General features: G+C 37.7%; 25 protein-coding genes. 7 read left to right on the plus strand and 18 right to left on the minus strand.

Annotated features, from left to right (window positions below; all coding sequences use genetic code 11):
- Positions 1-228: 228 nt before the first annotated feature.
- The 4 genes from ACX9YW_RS08235 to ACX9YW_RS08250 all read right to left on the minus strand — a co-directional run bounded on the left by ACX9YW_RS08235 (position 229) and on the right by ACX9YW_RS08250 (position 2225).
- Positions 229-708, minus strand: coding sequence for a DMT family transporter (locus tag ACX9YW_RS08235; RefSeq protein ID WP_460344662.1), 480 nt, complete (start codon positions 706-708; stop codon positions 229-231).
- 28 nt (positions 709-736) lie between these two features.
- The gene (locus ACX9YW_RS08240) at positions 737-1417 is read right to left on the minus strand and encodes a Crp/Fnr family transcriptional regulator (RefSeq protein ID WP_460344665.1); all 681 of its coding nucleotides are present in this window, start codon (positions 1415-1417) and stop codon (positions 737-739) included.
- A gap of 18 nt (positions 1418-1435) precedes the next feature.
- Positions 1436-1861 (minus strand): DMT family transporter, encoded by a 426-nt coding sequence (locus ACX9YW_RS08245; RefSeq protein WP_460344668.1) that lies wholly within the window; start codon positions 1859-1861, stop codon positions 1436-1438.
- A 124-nt stretch (positions 1862-1985) separates the two neighbouring features.
- Complete coding sequence (locus tag ACX9YW_RS08250) at positions 1986-2225, minus strand: hypothetical protein (RefSeq protein ID WP_460344671.1); 240 nt, start codon at positions 2223-2225, stop codon at positions 1986-1988.
- A 183-nt stretch (positions 2226-2408) separates the two neighbouring features.
- Here ACX9YW_RS08250 and ACX9YW_RS08255 point away from each other — a divergent pair, with 183 nt between their 5' ends.
- From ACX9YW_RS08255 to ACX9YW_RS08265, 3 genes are read left to right on the plus strand one after another with little or no spacing between them, the layout of a single operon-like run.
- Positions 2409-2909 carry a redoxin domain-containing protein gene (locus ACX9YW_RS08255; RefSeq protein ID WP_460344674.1) on the plus strand — a complete coding sequence of 167 codons (501 nt, stop codon included), beginning with the start codon at positions 2409-2411 and terminating at the stop codon, positions 2907-2909.
- A 32-nt stretch (positions 2910-2941) separates the two neighbouring features.
- Entirely contained in the window at positions 2942-3376 is a 435-nt protein-coding gene (locus ACX9YW_RS08260; protein ID WP_460344677.1) for a glycine/sarcosine/betaine reductase selenoprotein B family protein, read from the plus strand.
- A gap of 27 nt (positions 3377-3403) precedes the next feature.
- Complete coding sequence (locus ACX9YW_RS08265; RefSeq protein ID WP_460344680.1) at positions 3404-3643, plus strand: hypothetical protein; 240 nt, start codon at positions 3404-3406, stop codon at positions 3641-3643.
- Positions 3644-3949: 306 nt separating this feature from the next.
- Here ACX9YW_RS08265 and ACX9YW_RS08270 read toward each other — a convergent pair whose 3' ends face one another.
- The gene (locus ACX9YW_RS08270; protein WP_460344683.1) at positions 3950-4363 is read right to left on the minus strand and encodes a cupin domain-containing protein; all 414 of its coding nucleotides are present in this window, start codon (positions 4361-4363) and stop codon (positions 3950-3952) included.
- A gap of 238 nt (positions 4364-4601) precedes the next feature.
- Here ACX9YW_RS08270 and ACX9YW_RS08275 point away from each other — a divergent pair, with 238 nt between their 5' ends.
- A complete protein-coding gene (locus tag ACX9YW_RS08275) occupies positions 4602-4961 on the plus strand; it encodes a VOC family protein (RefSeq protein ID WP_460344685.1) in 360 nt (119 codons plus the stop codon).
- 110 nt (positions 4962-5071) lie between these two features.
- On the opposite strand, the gene ACX9YW_RS08280 is transcribed toward ACX9YW_RS08275, so the two are convergent.
- From ACX9YW_RS08280 to ACX9YW_RS08290, 3 genes are all read right to left on the minus strand, one after another.
- Positions 5072-5839, minus strand: coding sequence for a phosphotransferase family protein (locus ACX9YW_RS08280; RefSeq protein WP_460344687.1), 768 nt, complete (start codon positions 5837-5839; stop codon positions 5072-5074).
- 20 nt (positions 5840-5859) lie between these two features.
- Positions 5860-6246: a DUF4440 domain-containing protein gene (locus tag ACX9YW_RS08285; protein WP_460344690.1), complete on the minus strand. Its 387-nt coding sequence runs from the start codon at positions 6244-6246 to the stop codon at positions 5860-5862.
- Positions 6247-6316: 70 nt separating this feature from the next.
- Positions 6317-7195, minus strand: a complete 879-nt coding sequence (locus tag ACX9YW_RS08290; protein WP_460344693.1) for an alpha/beta fold hydrolase — start codon at positions 7193-7195, stop codon at positions 6317-6319.
- A gap of 211 nt (positions 7196-7406) precedes the next feature.
- Here ACX9YW_RS08290 and ACX9YW_RS08295 point away from each other — a divergent pair, with 211 nt between their 5' ends.
- From ACX9YW_RS08295 to ACX9YW_RS08305, 3 genes are all read left to right on the plus strand, one after another.
- The gene (locus ACX9YW_RS08295) at positions 7407-8762 is read left to right on the plus strand and encodes an arsenic transporter (RefSeq protein WP_460344696.1); all 1356 of its coding nucleotides are present in this window, start codon (positions 7407-7409) and stop codon (positions 8760-8762) included.
- 23 nt (positions 8763-8785) lie between these two features.
- Entirely contained in the window at positions 8786-9448 is a 663-nt protein-coding gene (locus tag ACX9YW_RS08300) for a YwrJ family protein (protein ID WP_460344699.1), read from the plus strand.
- A 512-nt stretch (positions 9449-9960) separates the two neighbouring features.
- The gene (locus ACX9YW_RS08305) at positions 9961-10755 is read left to right on the plus strand and encodes an ABC transporter substrate-binding protein (protein WP_460344702.1); all 795 of its coding nucleotides are present in this window, start codon (positions 9961-9963) and stop codon (positions 10753-10755) included.
- 63 nt (positions 10756-10818) lie between these two features.
- Here ACX9YW_RS08305 and ACX9YW_RS08310 read toward each other — a convergent pair whose 3' ends face one another.
- From ACX9YW_RS08310 to ACX9YW_RS08355, 10 genes are all read right to left on the minus strand, one after another.
- A complete protein-coding gene (locus tag ACX9YW_RS08310) occupies positions 10819-11250 on the minus strand; it encodes a flavoprotein (RefSeq protein WP_460344705.1) in 432 nt (143 codons plus the stop codon).
- A 50-nt stretch (positions 11251-11300) separates the two neighbouring features.
- On the minus strand, positions 11301-11504 hold the full coding sequence (locus ACX9YW_RS08315) for a transcription initiation factor TFIIIB (protein ID WP_460344708.1): 204 nt from the start codon (positions 11502-11504) through the stop codon (positions 11301-11303).
- 64 nt (positions 11505-11568) lie between these two features.
- Positions 11569-12441, minus strand: coding sequence for a hypothetical protein (locus ACX9YW_RS08320; protein WP_460344711.1), 873 nt, complete (start codon positions 12439-12441; stop codon positions 11569-11571).
- Between the two features lie 27 nt (positions 12442-12468).
- A complete protein-coding gene (locus ACX9YW_RS08325; protein WP_460344714.1) occupies positions 12469-12741 on the minus strand; it encodes a hypothetical protein in 273 nt (90 codons plus the stop codon).
- 54 nt (positions 12742-12795) lie between these two features.
- Positions 12796-13320, minus strand: a complete 525-nt coding sequence (locus ACX9YW_RS08330; RefSeq protein WP_460344717.1) for a histidine phosphatase family protein — start codon at positions 13318-13320, stop codon at positions 12796-12798.
- The gene (locus tag ACX9YW_RS08335) at positions 13317-13940 is read right to left on the minus strand and encodes an NUDIX hydrolase (RefSeq protein WP_460344720.1); all 624 of its coding nucleotides are present in this window, start codon (positions 13938-13940) and stop codon (positions 13317-13319) included. The genes ACX9YW_RS08330 and ACX9YW_RS08335 overlap by 4 nt, the downstream gene beginning before the upstream one ends.
- A gap of 267 nt (positions 13941-14207) precedes the next feature.
- On the minus strand, positions 14208-15017 hold the full coding sequence (locus ACX9YW_RS08340) for an alpha/beta fold hydrolase (protein ID WP_460344723.1): 810 nt from the start codon (positions 15015-15017) through the stop codon (positions 14208-14210).
- A gap of 85 nt (positions 15018-15102) precedes the next feature.
- Entirely contained in the window at positions 15103-15351 is a 249-nt protein-coding gene (locus ACX9YW_RS08345; protein WP_460344726.1) for a hypothetical protein, read from the minus strand.
- Positions 15352-15883: 532 nt separating this feature from the next.
- Positions 15884-16447 carry a chloramphenicol phosphotransferase CPT family protein gene (locus ACX9YW_RS08350; RefSeq protein ID WP_460344729.1) on the minus strand — a complete coding sequence of 188 codons (564 nt, stop codon included), beginning with the start codon at positions 16445-16447 and terminating at the stop codon, positions 15884-15886.
- Between the two features lie 157 nt (positions 16448-16604).
- The gene (locus ACX9YW_RS08355) at positions 16605-17513 is read right to left on the minus strand and encodes a serine hydrolase domain-containing protein (RefSeq protein WP_460344732.1); all 909 of its coding nucleotides are present in this window, start codon (positions 17511-17513) and stop codon (positions 16605-16607) included.
- Positions 17514-17585: the final 72 nt, after the last annotated feature.

The raw sequence follows: 17585 nt of genomic DNA on the forward strand, positions 1-17585 counted from the left end.
GATCATCTCCTTAATTGGCAAGTATATCCATTTACACAAAATTTTAGACGCTCTCTGGTTTTGGCATTGAGAGTACTCCTCAACGCCAGTTTGCTGCTTACTCTTGCTGGTTTTGGCGTTGAGAGTAATCTTCAACGCCAGTTTGCTGCTTACTCTTGCTAGTTTTGGCATTGAGAACCGCACTAACCCCAAGCAATCCAGAATAAAACAAAAGAAGGTTCATCCGCTTTATTTTGACAAAGCAGATGAACCTTCTTTTATGTTACTCTTTACAACTCCACTAAATTTAAACACAATAATGCCGCCAACTATTACTAGTACCCCGATCAATTGTTGGGCGGTGAATGGGATTTTTTGCAATCCGAACCAGCCAAAGGAATCAATCAACAAGGCAGAGCCAAGTTGAGAGGCGAGCGCGATGGAAATGGCATAAGTTGGACCTAGCAGTCTGATTCCTTTTACCATAAATGTCACTACACCAATTCCTAAGAGACCACAAACCCAGTGCCATACTTTCATATTTTCCAATGAAAAAAAACTAAAACCATCAAAGATAAGTCCGCAAATTAATGATGCTAATGCCCCTAAACCAAGTACTAGAGTGGTTGTTACCCACGAATTCGTCTTTATATTGACATTGCTGTTGAAAATCGTTTGCAAACTGACTAGTAACCCTCCGACTACTGCCATTAATAAACCGATAACCAACTTTATCTCCCCTAACTACGTTTAACGTTTATTCATATATATTGTGATTGGCCAATCTATGCAAACCTGCTTGGTCTTTTACGATAATAAATCCCTTTCTTCGCTCAACTAATCCTTCACGACTGAACTGTTCAATCACTCTATTTAAGTGTCGGTAGCTAGTGCCAATAAAATTGGCGGTATCTTTAATGTTAATCAACATGGTTGCAGAATCAACACTTATATTAGAGAGAAGGTAGCTTGCTAATCGTACTTCAACAGGATGCATTAAACTTTGCGATAATGAAAGTGTTTTGGTATAGAGCTTTTCAGATAGCATATCCAAAAAGAAATGCAGTAATGGTGGATGCTCATGTCCAAATGCTCTAAGCCAACGATACGAAATGCCAATCATCGTTACCGGTGATACCGCATCGACGGTATTGATAATATCTATATGGCGAATGTACTCAATGTCACCGATTAGTTCCAGTGGTTTTTTAAATGAGAGGATTAGCGTTTTTCCATCCGCTGTGTTAGTGTAAATTTTCACTTTTCCCTTCACTAGTACGTATAAATACTCGGGTAAATCTCCTTGCGAGCAAATGATCTCCCCCTGTTCAAAGTGGTACAAGGATAAATAAGGAAATAGTTGTTCATTAAAAACGGATTCTAACCGATATTCTTGCAGATAATGCTTCAATCGTTCACTGTTATTCTCTATTTTCACATTTGCCCTCCTCCTAAGTTATAACGTTAGGATTACAACTCCTGTTACCATCATAGCAATACCCAGAACTTGAGGTAACTCCATTTTCTGCTTTTTCACTCCAAACCATCCGTTATGATCGATGATAAAAGTTAAGCCCAACTGTGCAATCAATAGGACTGCCATTGTCAAGGTTGCGCCAATTTTTTGAAAGGCAAGAACATTACTAAAGAGGACAATGGCTCCAAACGATCCAGCTGATAAATATAAGGGCTTTATTTCCTTTAACTTTTTCCATGATTGGTCTCTAAAACTCAGAACGATGATGAGCGAAACGATAAAACCAGTAAACTGAGTGATCGTTGCTGCCTGCCATGTTCCGATATCTTTACTAATTTGCGAAACCGCCACACCTTGAAGGGTGATAAATGTCCCAGCCAATAATGCAAATATACTCCCTTTCATCTAACCCTCTCCCATGTAGTATTTATTCTTTCATTTAATGATAAAAGTTGCTTTTGAAAAAGGACATATGTCCCAAATAACAAAAAATAAAAAGCCCTACTCTGCTAGTAGGGCCTATCAGTCTTTACACCGATTCAATCATAGCCATCTTAATATTGTTTATATCAGCTGAACTGCATGGGGTAACGGCATATGTCATATTACATTTTGGACAATTCATAATAACTTTTGTAAAACGAAAAACTTCCCCACACTCACATTCGATTTCGTGCTGAACTAGAGGTGGCTGGTTCTCTTTTCCTTTACTTTTCACATGGTTAATTATGTCTGAAACGGTTTGTTTATTAGAAGCGCATCCGCACATATTGAACCCTCCTGATATTCGTTATGGGTTAAGCCTACCACACTTTTACTTAAATCAATGTGTCAACTTTTCAAACAATTTACCCATGGAAAAATAATTATATTTAGTTCGACTAAAGGAGCCCCAAAGAGACGATACTATAAATTGTTTGACAATCATTCAAGATGAGAAAGGAGAATTCTTATGCCAAGAGGAGCTACTGAAACAAGTACTCTAAAACTAGGTGATCAGGCACCTGATTTCACCTTACCGGCACACGGTGACCGCAAGTTTTCCTTGAGTGAATTTCGCGGATCCAAAAACGTGTTTATTTGCTTTTATCCTTTAGATTGGACTCCAGTTTGAGGAGCGCAAATGCCTTCTTACGAGGATGATTTACCTCGTTTTGAGGAGTTTGATACCCAGGTCGTGGGTATTAGTGTAGATAGCGTTCATAGTCATGATGCGTGGGCAAGATCGATTGGTGGAATTTCTTATCCATTATGTGCTGATTTTTACCCACATGGAGAAGTAGCAGAAAAATACGGGGTTCTACGCAAGAATCCAGATGAACCGGCTTACGGTGCCTCTGAACGTGCCCTTTTTATCGTAGATAAGGAAGGCATCATTCGCTTTATCGATGTTCACCCACTCGGGCAACAGCCTGATAATGAAGAGTTATTTGATGTTTTACGTAAACTATAACTTGGTTCTATTAACAAGTAAGGAGACTGTGTATGGAACTCTCTAGAAAAGCTATCCCATATACACCTGTCAATAAACCATTGCATGAAATGACCATCATGATCGTTTCAACCTCCGGCGTCCATCTCAATAGCCAGGAGCCATATAACACAAACCCGGCTGAAGGCGATGCCACTTTTCGCATCATTCCAGGCGATGTAGATGCAAAGGACTTAACGGTTACCCATGCTGCTCCAAAGGAACATTATAATACCGATGCACCGAAGGAGGACATAAATTGCGTCTTTCCGATTGATCGGTTACGCGAAATGGTCGATGATGGCGATCTTGGTGGGGTTGCCGAAAAACACCTCACCATGATGGGCTACTCCATGCGTTTGAATAAAATCAACAATGAGACCATCCCTGCCCTTGTAAAAGAGGTTGTCCGTTCCAAGGCGGATGCCGTTCTATTAACAGCCGGCTGACCGCTCTGCCATCGCACTGTAGTTACAGTGCAGCGTGGAATTGAAGCACAAGGGATTCCAACTACATTAATCACGTTAGATGTCGAACAATCTAGCTTAATGAGGCCCCCACGTGCGATTCACCCAGTCGGATTCGAATTTGGCCATTCCCTTGGAAAACCGCATGATAAGCAAACGCAAATGCGGGTGTTACAAGCAGCCTTGGCTGAATTAATGGAAAAACAAGAGCCTGGGCACATTCATGAAACCAATTTTCCTAGTTATTAATTCCTTTTGAAAAAACAGCCATGAGCTTACTTACTCATGGCTGTTTTTTGTATTGAGTGCCTTTCTTTTTTGAGGCGGACATTGAATCCGTTATTTTACTAAAAATGGTGCTTTTAGCAACCTTTGAGGACATTGAATCCGTTATTCACTAGATTTTTGGGGAAATCGGCCTCTTTTTCATCAAATAACGGAAAGTATGTCCGTAAACCTATTAAATATGGGATCTTTTTCAAACATAGTGGAACGTATGTCCGGCAACAGTCTTGTCTTTTCAAAAATCGGCTCTACACTTCGCAATAATAGTTACTATAAAACCTTTAAACCGACTGGTGAAACATCCTCTGAGAATGTTGAATGTGATTCTGAATTTGCGAAGAAACCGATGAACTTTGCCACCTTGTCTCCTTTATTTTTGACGGTATGTGGAATGGATGGCGGTATAACGAACAACTCCCCATCGGTTACCTCATAGCAATCCTCCCCTATGACCACTTCTGCTTCCCCATTGATAACAAAAAGTACCTCCTCATGGCTCTCATAGTGCTCGCCAAGCTCACAGCCTGGCTCAAGCTCAAAATATACGACACTCGATTGATTAGTTTGGATACCAGACCATAACGGAAACTTTGGCGAAAATGGTAGATTTACTTTCCACCGCTTGTTGGTATTACTGTCATACCATAAATCTAATAGAGGTAGCTTATTGACATTCGTTTTCATATACGTATTCCCCCTTTTAAAAGTAGCCTGCGTTCCTGTTTACTCGTTTCATTATACTTTTCATATTTGATTCGTATGACACTCTTATAGGTAAATTTTCATCGTTCATTTTTCATATTTAAATGTCTAAATAAAGAAGGAGAATGACTCTATTATGTTGTATTTTGATTAAAAGGGTTTACTCGATATGGTTATTCAGTAAAGGTTACAGTATCAATTTGAAAGAAGGGATAAAGGAATGGCGCGAGTTATAGGTTTCGAACTTAGTAGTCAAGAGCCTGAAAAAGCTGCTGCATTTTATTCTAGCGTTTTTGGATGGAAAATTGCAGAACCACAATGGGGCTATTGGGCTATCACAACTGGGGATCATGATCAGCCTGGCATCAATGGTGGGATCGGAAAGGGGCCGAATGATTTCCCGCATGGAACCCGGATTCAAATAGAAGTAGACTCCATCGATGAGGCTATATCCGAAGCAAAACAGAACGGTGCCATGATTGTGAGAGACAAAATGGAGTTTGATGATTTTTATCTTGCCTATTTGGTCGATCCAACTGGGAATGGGTTCGGACTAATCCAAGTGAAAGATAAGAACTAACGGAATTGTTTCCTAATTTTGGTTAGCCTGATTCATTTTCTATGACAATTTTATTCATCCACGACCAGTTTGTCTCAGAGACGGCGTCTCTGAGACATTTTTTACAATCTCTAAAAAAACTCATACAAACCATCATTAAAGTAATGAAATTCATCCTCCGTTGTCCGATACCGACTATAGCCCTCATAAAATGCTAGAAGGTATTCAGGTTCATCGATGATATCACTAATGGCGAGTGATTCATCGTAGCGCGGATCCCCAACTGTCATTCCAGAAACATCAATGAATAGGAGTACCTCTCCATCAACCACAAGAACATTGTCGGTTGTGCAATCGCCATGAATCATTGTTTGCCGAACTGGATTTGGCTTATTGGCGTTTAATTTATCTAACAGAGTTTGGTTCCCATCCCCCTCGCCTCTACTTAAATAATACTGTGCCTTTTCTAGACGTTCCTCTAGCCAGTCCATTTCATGTTGCAGCACCTTGATTGGAGCCATTTCATGAAACTTTTGCAAAAAATGGCCAAAGCTTTTAATGAGGGAAATTTTTCCAGCTCTTGTCGTTGCATTTTTTAAAGCGGATGTTAAAGTGACGCCCTTCTCAAAAGACATAATCAGATGACTGGCTGTCTCCTCTTCGACGAATCCAAAATAAGTAGGTACCGGAATGTCCTCATTAAGTAGATTTTGAAGAGTCTGGGCTTCTGTTTTCAACCAATGACGATATCGTTCTACATACGAGCTTTTTAGTAGGAATTCTCCGTTTGAATTAGAGAGTTTCCGCACCTTCGATGTACAGCCCTGTTCTGAAAGAGATTCATCCTTATCTATTTCGCCAATGATTGGTTCGATTTTTTCTTTTAATTGCATGTCCATATGTACGCCCCTTCGTATTATTATTCCGCATATCTTTCCATGTGCTGTCTGAATAATTTCCATTCGCCCGCTTCTTTTTTGAAAACTTCCATGGCCAATACAGTTGCTACTTTTATGCCCGATAAATAGAATTCTAGGATGGACGAAATAATAAGTTCAGATGGCGTCCTTAAATTTTGGGTTAAATCGTTATATTGCCAAAATGGGTTCTTCCCCTCATAAGCTTTAAAGGTGGCGATATTGTCTTCCTTATATTCGCTACCTCTATATACTTCATAATCTCGATCCGTGTAATAGCCAAAGTACCCAATAAAATCATCAGAAACCCATTGTTTGATTTGATCAATTTTACCTGAATTGAGGACCTCTCGATATTCTTTAACTGCTAATAAGGCTTCATTTAACAAGTTTTGTACACTCCTTCACTTTTAGTTTAAAATCTCACACCCACAGGATCTGGACAATTGCCCCCTTAGCCTAATAATGCAATCTTAAAAACTCCATTATCTCATCATTCATTTCGGCTAATTGTGTATCAGATGGAAAATGCCCCATTTCATAGGCTAGAAACCCCTTCAAATTCGGGATGATTTCTTTCGTCACCCCATTCAACCTACTCTCAGGAAAAAAGATATCCTTTTTACCGGCGATGACTAGGGTTGGAGCCTTGTAATGTTCCAATTCTCTCTTCTCTGTTCGTTTCGGCATTTCCTGCTCAAGTTTTGTATGTTTGAATACGTCTCCAATGATTCTTCTATCCATCTCTTTCATGCTGTTCTCCGACATGACATTAGCTATTCTGTTAAGATGTTTCTCAGATGAGGTAAAATTAAATAAAATCATAGGCCACAAAATATCTTTGATCATCACTAACTTCGAACCTAGATTTATCCCGGCTGGTGAAACTAATACCGCGCAGTCTATCATTTTGGGCATGAAGGTTGCTAATCTTAAAATAATCCCAGCTCCATAGGATGGACCAATGAACGCACAACTTTTAATCTGAAAATATTGCAATAGCTCGCTAATCCACCTAGCAAAGCTATGATCGCTAGCAGATATTCTGTTTTCATCACTAAACCCAGGATGTCCAATCGTGTCAGGTGCATAGATTCTGTATTTGTCCAATAGAGGCATAAACCACGATAATGTCATCGGATTGATACAATTGCCACCTTGAAAAATAAATACAGGTTTACCGTTCGTTGGCCCTGCTACAAGGACATGAGTTTTACCAAAGGAGGTTTCTACATAAACCCTATCAATCTCGACCTGAAATGTTTTCAGGTACTTTTCGTAGTGATCCTGAATCACTCGTTTACCCTCTTCACTTTTATAAATACTTGCTCTTCCCATATTGCACCTCTTCTTCCGCTTTCTTCCACTACTAGAATACCAGAAATGACTCTACCATTACTAAGGCAAAGTACCTATAATGACAAACATACATTTTTCATGAAATAGTTAAATAACCAGTCCAATGTTTATCCGGGTGAATATGAATATAGGGAATAGGACATGTAGTGATACCTGTCTAGTATCTTACAAAAAAGAAAGGAGTATTTTAGTGAGTTTCACCATTGGATTTACCATATTTGTCTTCATCATGACGATGGTCGTCATTTTTTGGAGACCAGGGGGCTTAAATGAAGCTTGGCCTGCCTCAATAGGTGCAGTGATTATTTTCCTAATGGGCATAGTCTCCCGCGCCGATGTGGCAGATATTATTAGTAAAATTGGAGGTGCATCGATTACCATCATGGCAACAATTGTCATGGCGGTTATTTTGGAAAGTTTCGGATTCTTTCATTGGGCAGCCGCAAGACTCGCCGCCTTTTCGCAAAATTCTGGCTACCGGCTATACTGGTATATCCAGTTGTTATGTTTCTTAATGACCCTTTTATTTAATAATGACGGAAGCATTTTAATTACGACACCCATCTTAATCATTCTTCTGAAAAATCTTCGCCTAAAACCACATGAAATGATTCCTTATTTGCTCAGTGGTGCCTTAATCGCAACGGCATCAAGCGCCCCCATCGGGGTTAGTAACATCGTGAACTTAATCGCCTTGGAAATTGTACACATGACGCTATATATGCACACCGCGATGATGTTTGTACCAGCCACACTTGGACTATTGTTTATGTCTTGGATCATGTTCTTAGTGGTGAAGAAAAAATTACCCAAAACCTTACCGGCTTCCTTAGAGAATATTGAAGAAAACTTTTTCAGCAAACATTTTCACCCATTAAAAGGGTCGATTTCCGTGGATACGAAAAAGAAACGGACCTTATTCATGTTAAAGGTGCTCCTGTTCGTTTTTATCATGAGATGTCTGTTGTTCGTTGCATCCTTCTTCTCTATCCCGATTGAAATGGTGGCGGTACTTGGCTCGGTTGCTATCCTTATCTGGAGATGGTACCACCTAAGAACCAACCCGATCGATATTTTGAAGAAAACACCATGGCATATACTCATTTTTGCTTTTTCGATGTACGTCATCATTTACGGATTGCATAATGCTGGCTTGACACGGATTCTTGTTGAATTTTGTGAGCCGATTGTGAATCAAGGTTTGTTACAGGCAAGTTTTATGATGGGCGGATTGGTGTCAATTCTTTCGAACGTCTTTAACAACCACCCGGCTTTAATGATTGGGACGATTACCTTAACCGAAATGGGTCTAGACCCCATCACGTTAAAAACAATCTATCTCGCAAATATTATCGGCAGTGACATTGGATCATTACTTTTACCGATTGGAACACTCGCCTCGCTAATCTGGATGCATATTTTAAGACAGAACAAAATTAAAGTGAAATGGAAGGATTATTTAAGTGTCTCACTGATCGTTATTCCCATCTCAACGATTGTCACCTTGTTTCTATTATTCTACTGGGTACAGATGGTGTTCTCATAACAATATAATTGGAGGAGAAAAGATTGAACAGTCAAATGAAAAATTTAGTAGGTAAGCAAGTAAATATTAAAATGTTGGGAAAGTTCGCTGTTAACGGGATTTTAAAAGATTTAGGCGATGATATTTTAGTCGTCTACAATGGCCAGCAGTTTCTTTATATCCCTTTGGATCACGTCGATAGAATTCAAATGAATCCGAACAAGGACGAATTTGTGGAGCAACCGCCTGATGTTTCACCTGGCATCAAGATGGACGACATTTCTTTTCAAGGAACAATTAATAATGCAATTGGTATTTACACAGAGATTTCCGTCATTTGCGGCTACTCCTTTCATGGATGGATCACCGATGCTCTTGATGACTATTTCGTCTTTCATTCACCGCTTTACGGACAGATGTATGTATCCAACAAACACATGAAATGGCTCATTCCATTTACCGATGCCACAATCCCTTATTCGTTTTCTACACAGCCATTAAAATCTACTCGTGGGTCATTTCTTGCTAACTTCGGTGACCAAATGAAACGGGAAATTGGTAAATTAGTTATTTTGAACGGTGGTAAGGATACGTTGAAAATGGGCTATTTAAAAAATATAGATCAAGACACGATCGAATTAGTAGTGGCCAACGGGGATACGGTTTATTTGAATTTCCAACATGTTAAGTCCGTTCAATTACCTTAAGTGGGTGATCGCAGATGCTAAATTTATACAAAATGCGGACAAAAAAAGAGCCTTTCGTTCGGGCCGAAAGACTCCAGGGGAATGATGTTGTAAATCAGGTAACGCCTACTATTAGCATATTAAACTAACAAAATAAATGTACCATTTTATTGAAAAATTATGCATTTCTTAGGAAGATGGCGGGGAGACAGGAGCTCTGCGCCATTTCTCGCCTAATTATTATTCATTTTGGTTTAGAGACGAGCTCTCTGTACCATTTCTCACCAATTTATTGCTCATTTTGGTTTAGAGACGAGCTCTCTATACACTTTCTCGCCTATTTATTGTTCATTTTGGTTTAGAGACGAGCTCTCTATACCATTTCTCACCTTAATTATTGTTCATTTTGGTATAGAGACGAGCTCTCTATACACTTTCTCGCCCATTTATTGGTCATTTTGGTTTAGAGACCATTTTTTCCTACCTATCTTGCATGGTCAATGTGATAATATCATTATTAGAGGAGGGACTGCATGAATAGTAAAAAGAAAGTCATCGATCACCTTGGCCGTACTGTTGAGTTTCCATTCCCACCCAGTCGTATCATTTCATTAGCACCTGGAATGACAGATACCCTTTATTCACTACAGCTAGCGAATGAAATCGTCGGAAGAACCCGCTATTGCACTCACCCTAAAGACAAGGTTCAGCAAGCTGAAGCCATCGGAGGAACGAAACAAATTCATCTTGATAAAATTAGAGCCCTGCGGCCAGATCTCATTTTGGCTGAAAAAGAAGAAAACACAAAGGAAATGGTTGAGGTTTTAGAAAAAGAGTTTCCTGTTTACGTTGCAGAAGTTCAATCGGTGCAAGATGCCTATAAAATGATTAGCGACCTAGGTGAACTAACTAACCGTCAAACTGAATCTAAACGGTTACTTGCAGACATACAAGCTGCCTTTCAATCACTCCCAAAAGCCCATGGAAAAAAAGTTGCCTATGTCATTTGGAAGAAACCTTATATGGTTGTCGGGAGTAACACTTACATTCATTCCCTTCTAGAGATGTTAGGGTTTGAAAATGCCTTTTCTTCGTTTGAAGGAAGATATCCTACTGTTACAGAAGTGGATATTAAAAAGGCAAAACTTGATTATTTATTTTTAGCTACCGAGCCATTTCCATTTAAGGATGAACATGTGGTCGAGTTCTCGGACATGATGCCTGATGTAAAAACCATGATCCTTGACGGTGAAATGTTTTGGTATGGGCCGAGAATGATGGAGGCTGTGGGTTATTTTAAAAGTATTTTCATAAATGACCCGAAATAATTAAGATGTTCATATCTTGATTCCACGGTCACGATTTTCTATATCGTGACCGCTCTTAGGTTTCTACGCATCATTTAAGTTTACTAAGCTAAAATTTTTAATGTTCTCATTCGCTACACCCGTTTCGATATAGCTCCTTACCAATTGCCATCTGTCATCGGCAGATTTAGTAAATGTTTGGAAAAAAAGATGTGAAGTGTCTAGGTCTTTACCATCAATTGTCATGGTCGCCGATAAAATAACTAAACACTCATCTGATCGAAGTGGTACAACAGAATGTTCATTTAGAATCCATTGAGCATCATTCTCTCTCACAAACGTAAATCCTTGCTCCCACCCTTGAATGGATTCTTCATACCCAAAGTCCTCTATTTCTCCATTTCTAATTTCTCTGGCTTGGTAATCCCTAGAAATGATTTCCCTTAGTTGGTCGATAGATGACATTCTCCAAATCTCTAAATAGGAATCAAGAAAATTTCGAAATGATTTTGCCATTAAGGTTCCCTCCAAAATTGATAGAAAATGAGATATAACGATCTCGCTTATTATAAAGTACCCTTGAATTTTTCAGGTTTTTTCACATATCCCTCGATAATATATCCACACTCGGTACAAATGAGATATTCTATATCAGAACCAAAGCTCATTTTATTAACCGGGGACATGACAGCGTAACTTCTATGCTGCCCTCTTCCCAATTCTTTTGACCCACACTTTGGACATTCGGTTGCTCTCGCTGTATGGCGCATTTTAATATCCACCTTCCTTATTAAAAAATATTTTCTACATTGTTTTCACAAAGTCCCTTATATGTTATTTCTTCCGATAAATTATATAATCATATTCCTTCCACTCTTCCTTTAAATCATCCCAGGCAACTATTTTCCATGGGTTAAAGAAGGTTTGCCCATTTTTGTTAAAGAAAAGATGATCGCTAATATGGTAAGCAGCATGTTGAATGATCCCATCTGCGTTCTCCCATGTGACCACATCACCAGCAACTAATTCATCATACTCGGTTTTATGATAATGTCTATTCATTAGCCCCTGCTTAAAGGTCTGCGGATGAACCCATTCATTTACCATCCACTCTTGCTCCGATATGGCAAATAACGTCGCAGCTAAACAATTACTGCCGGATTCCGTTGGAAATGTATTCGCATATTTTTTCAAATGTAAAGGCGTGTGTTCAGGCGTCTTGATACCTGTCCAATTATCCCATTGAGAGGCATAATTTATGATGAAAGATTCCTTTATATCAAAGGGTAGTTTCCGCCACATCTCACTTTGAAGAACGAAGTGTTTCTCTTCCACCAAATAATCTTCAGGGACCGAATTCGGTGATATGGAATCAGGCACTGGTAAAATAAGTCCTCTCCCCATCTTGAATTGAATCTCGTTAAGCACCTTTTTCAAATTGGCCGGGAGACTAGTAAACCAATCCGAGCTTGCCACAAGTACATATAAGGCTTCTTTTGATAGATTCCAATATTCAAAACTATTCACTAGTTGAATTTGTGAATAAGATGGATGTTGAAAAAATTCACCTCGTGGGATGATAAGTACATAATTAAAATACTTTTCAAAGGTTTGTAAATCCTTCTCTCCAAGGAAAAAATAGTCCTTCTTAGGTACATAGTTCTTGATCCATTTTTCGATTTGTTCTTTTGAAGGTTGAATTTCCATTTATATCACCACTTCCGTAATAACCACTTATTTGAAATTTTTAAGAATGGTATAAAGGCTGAAACAAAAAAATGATAATCCTACCATCAACATGATAGCACCTAATATGATGTTAGATTGGATGTAGCCTTCAGTCATAAGTAGGAATTCATCCGTATTCATACTTCCACCCATCTTTGCCCCAAGAAATTCATTTGCAGAGGCTTTCCCATTTTCAACACTATTCAAAAGTTTTGAAAAGCCAGCTACTGAAAGAACTAGTGTTAAAAAGACAAAACCATACATCAATTTATTTTTCATGGCAAACCCTCACTCCAAACAACGATTTTATTTTAAGCCATAGTTTTCTTGATATTAAAAGTTATATATCTTGAAATTTCCAGTATTTGATGAAAATCTTAATATTTTCCCGTCCTTTGGAATCCCTTCAAAGAAGGCCCCGATACAACCAGTAGTACATCTATGCCCAGAAATGAAAATGTTTACCTCATCATAAGAGTATTTCGTCTCTAGTTCCTTCATAAAATCAAAAACTCGATTAATGAATGAATAGGGATCTTCCACACTTTTATAAACATTGGAATCTGGGGTCATTCCAGCCATTTTAACTTCGTTTATTTTTAGTCGATCAGCTTCCCCTAAATGGAATACATCAAGCCTTGGATCGACCAACACTTTTTGACCTGTTACGATTTCAGCTGTTTGAATAGCTCTTTCTTGTGGTGAAGAATAGACATAGTCAAACTTGATCCCTTTAAGTCGAGTTCTAAGATCTTGCGCTTGTTCCATTCCACCTTCATTTAGAGGAAGCCCCCATCGCCCTTGCATTCTTCTCTCCTTATTTAAGTCTGTTTGCCCATGCCTTATAACATAAATCATTGAATCGCTTCCTTTATTTTTTCAATAACTGTTTTATAATAGGAAATTTCATGTTGTACAAATTCATCCCGTGTAGCAATACGAGCAATGACTTCCTTTTGGCCATTTTGATTGATTTTAAAACCTTGGATCGTAATCGTTTTTCTTTCACCTAACCAAAGTTCAGCAAATTCATCAAAAACCATTTTTACAATGCCAGACACTTCTTCCTCTTGTAGAGTAAAGTCACCAAGGTGATTGTTACTTTTAAATAAAAATACATTTGCAAATTCCTTATCTATGAAGTTGTCTTTTTCAATTTCATAGGAAATGATCCCAAGGGAAACTAATTCTTCAAATTGAACATCAATCCCTATTTCCTCTTTAATCTCCCTCACACCGTCAAGAACCGTTTCATGAGCTAAAAGGTGCCCAGCAGCGGTTATATCTAATAGATTGGGATAGTCTTTTTTTAGATGACTTCTGAGTTGCAAATAAATAAAGTTGGCTTCCTCTTCCTTCCTGACAAACCAACAATGGAAAGCCTCGTGCCAAAAACCCCTCTTATGTACTTCTTCACGGGTAGCCGTTCCAACCGGATTTCGGTTCTCATCAAAAATCTTTAAAAGTTCTGTGTCCATTCTTATTTCCTCCGCTGGCCGATAATTTGTATTGATTGATGATCTTTGTCCTCCAATCCCGAAAAATAAGGTATCATGAATAAAGTCAATTATTTCTATGCATATCTAATTGAGATTTGCTATTTACCCATAGTGATATATACTTAATTTTACAATAATGGAAATGATATGTCTCATTAACCGCCCCATGAATTGCCATAAATAGAAAAATCCAAGCTATGCAAAGATAAATCTTGCATATATTGGATCTTTAACTATTTATTAAAATCAAATCTGTTCACTCATTAACCAGTCCTTAATCAGTTCTTGAACCATTTCCCTTTTTTCAATTTGAAGCATATGACCCGCCTGATTTAATACCACAAACGAGGCATTCGAAAATTTCTCAAAAAGTGAAAGATGGTCTTTATAACCGCATATTGAGTCTTGTTTTCCTGTTAAAATTAATGCAGGATGCTGTAGATTTTCTGTATCCTTGAGTGGCTCTTCACTAAGGAAATAGCCTTTTTCTCTCCAATTTGAAGCAAGAAAGTTTCGATTGGCTAATATTCTTCCAGGTTGAATTTCTTTTAAAAAGTATTCTAGGTTCTCTTTCGTTTGATAGGTCATCAGCGTCTCAAAGGCTGTTAGGAGATCAGGATCTAATTCTTTCAATTCTTCTTCCTTTTTAATGACAACTTTGACAGGAAGATTCCTATCCTTCTTATGAAGAGCCGTTGCCAGTAAACATATCCCTTTTACGTTGTTAAGTCGTTTATGCATGATTCCTTGTGCTAAATAACCGCCGTAGGAAAAGCCAATCAAAGAAAAGTCTTGGTTTGGAATGATTTGATCAATAAAGTCTAATATATTCATTAGCGCATCATCTGAAGAACTGAAAGTTTTGTCAATCAAACTTTGCCCATGAGCAGGTAAATCAATGTATATTCTTTGAAAACCTTCAAGGCTCGTAAATACTGGTTCAAGCCAAGCCTTCATGGAACGGTGATCGGTCCCCATTGAGTGTAAAATTAGTAGTGGAAAACCACTGCCTTCCACTTCATACGCAATACCACCTTTAGCAACTAAGCATTTCATTCGTTCTTAACTCCTTACTATATTGATACTTTGATAGGAATTCCTTTCAGCTAATGTTTCTAAGGATTGCTTGTAAAGTGGAATTTTAATATGGGTTTCCTTCCGTTTTTCGTTCATTACCCCGTTTGAAATTTCCAGTTATCTTTGCCATTACTAATTGTTCTTCTGTTGTATTTTCAGCAACTTTCATTCTCTTTAAAAATTTCTCTGCTTCTGTTCCTTTTAAAACTTTTACCTGTCTACCATTATAATCCAAAAAGACTGTATTATCTTTTGTCACTCGAAAATGAAAAGGCTCGTCACCTAAACGATTTCTTTTATCGATATTATTCATTATTCTATTATCATCCTTCCCCACATTAAGCATTGGTTACTTCCCTAAAGTAATAGGTTATTTTTTGTTCAATTTATTTATTTTCACTACTAGATAAATATTGAATATGAGTGAACTTATTAAAAAGGAAGTAAGTACATGTTGACCTTGATCTATATATACAAAAAGAACCGGCACTAGAAATACAAGAATGGCATATAAAATTCCATTAAACATATTCATTCCCCCATACATTCCTATCGTTTGGTTAACTCCCACTGCGTAGTAACGCATCCCATAACTATTTGCCTTCATTACTTTTTTATTAATCATACTTCAAATACGAATGGTTATGGAAAAAGTTTCAAATTCCTCCTAACCTAACCTGCCCTTTACCTGATTCAGCACCAAAAAGCCGAGAAAAACAAGTTTTAATGAATAAAAACTCGTATTCTCGGCTTTCTTATTAACCAGCTTAAGCTACAAACGCCTCCATTAGCTTATCTCAACTGTTTCACATTCCATAGAATGAATTTTTAAAAGATTTTATCAATTATTTGATGCAACCTCTTGAAGAATTGAATTCGGCGAAAGAATTTTGAAATCCTACTAATGGTAGATTACTTTTTATTCGATCCACAATCTTTACTGCACAATCAATCATAGAATCGGTATATGTGTTAACTTCCATATCATAAATTTCTTGCTGATGTACAAACTCGAGTTGAGAAACTGCTTGCCCAATTCGGCGATCTCCTCTTGAATGTTCTCTACGGTTAAGCTCCTCCACAGGGCAATGAACTCCCACAAAAAGAATGGGATATGAGTTCAGGGATTCATAAAAATTTTTTAATGTTAAGGGGTCATGTAAAATCTGGTCAAGTATCAAGTTAACACCACGATCTGAGAACATACCCACATTTTTATAATAAAAATACTCTGTTTCAACGGGTATTAGCCGTTGGTTTTCTCTATCTTCCATTTTCTCGATAACTAAATCATAATCATCTATACTAAAAGAAAAATAGTCAGGAAGTAACTTTTCAATTTCTTTTGCTAGCGTTGATTTTCCTGAACTAGATACGCCATTAAGAACAATAATCATTCCTTTTTCCACAAACAACCACTCCAATATATAGCGTAATAAAACCACAATTTATAAGTGTTCAACACCTATCAATAGATTTTCTCCTAACGAAAGTAACCTGCTTTGATAGTTTCAAAATTAACATTAAGAAAAAATGAATAAATATTAGCATATACATTTTACTTCGTTATAAGCTTTGTAAAAATTCCTCAAAATATAATCTCGTTAAAGATTGATCATCCTTTTGTAGCTGACTTTTCACAACGGCCACGATTTTTAATTTTGGAACAATGAAAATGTATTGTCCGTATAATCCACTAGCACAGAAATAATTAATTGGATTTTCAGCCTGAGAGCCCTCGTACGTCCAAAGCTGATAGCCATATCCGTATGAGCCGTTAGCTGTGGATTCAACATGTTTATAAGGGCTACTCGCCTCTATTACCCATTCCGCAGATACTATTGGTTTAGACAAATATTTTCCTTTATTTTGCAGGAGGATTCCCATTTTCATCATATCCTCTAAATTTAATGAAATACTGAATCCACCACCGTGAATTCCTTGAGGGTCAGCTACCCATATAGTTTTATTGATTCCCAAAGGACTAAATAGATACTCTTCGGCAAAAGTGGCAGTTGGCATTCCGGAGACTTTTTTAATAATTGCACTTAACAGGTGGGAATCACCTGAATTATATTGAAAAGTCGAACCCGGTTCATATATGCTCGGTTGTTCTAAAATCGTTTTAACCCAATTTTTAGTTCCTTGAAACTCTATCACTTTTAAACCAGAAGTCATCGTAAGCAAGTGAAAGATCGAAATATCCCTTTTCCATCGTTCATTAGAGTTTAATAATTCGGGAAAGTAGTCGGAAATCGGACTGTGGATATTTTTTATCAACCCTTTATCAACCAATATTCCGATTAGAATGGAAACGATACTTTTCGTTATCGAATAAACCTTGGTTGGCTTTACTTGGACCTTTTTATTCTTCACATACTCAAAAATTCTTTTATTCCCTTGTTCAATAATAAACCCTTCTACTTTTATTCCTCTAAGCTTCTTTTCTAACTTTCCTAAAACATCTACCGTCAAAATTTCCATACCCCTTTTATCATTTCTTTTTTAACAAGTCAAAAACTTAAACCATCCCTCGATTTTTACAAA

Source organism: Pseudoneobacillus rhizolycopersici (genome assembly GCF_054786815.1).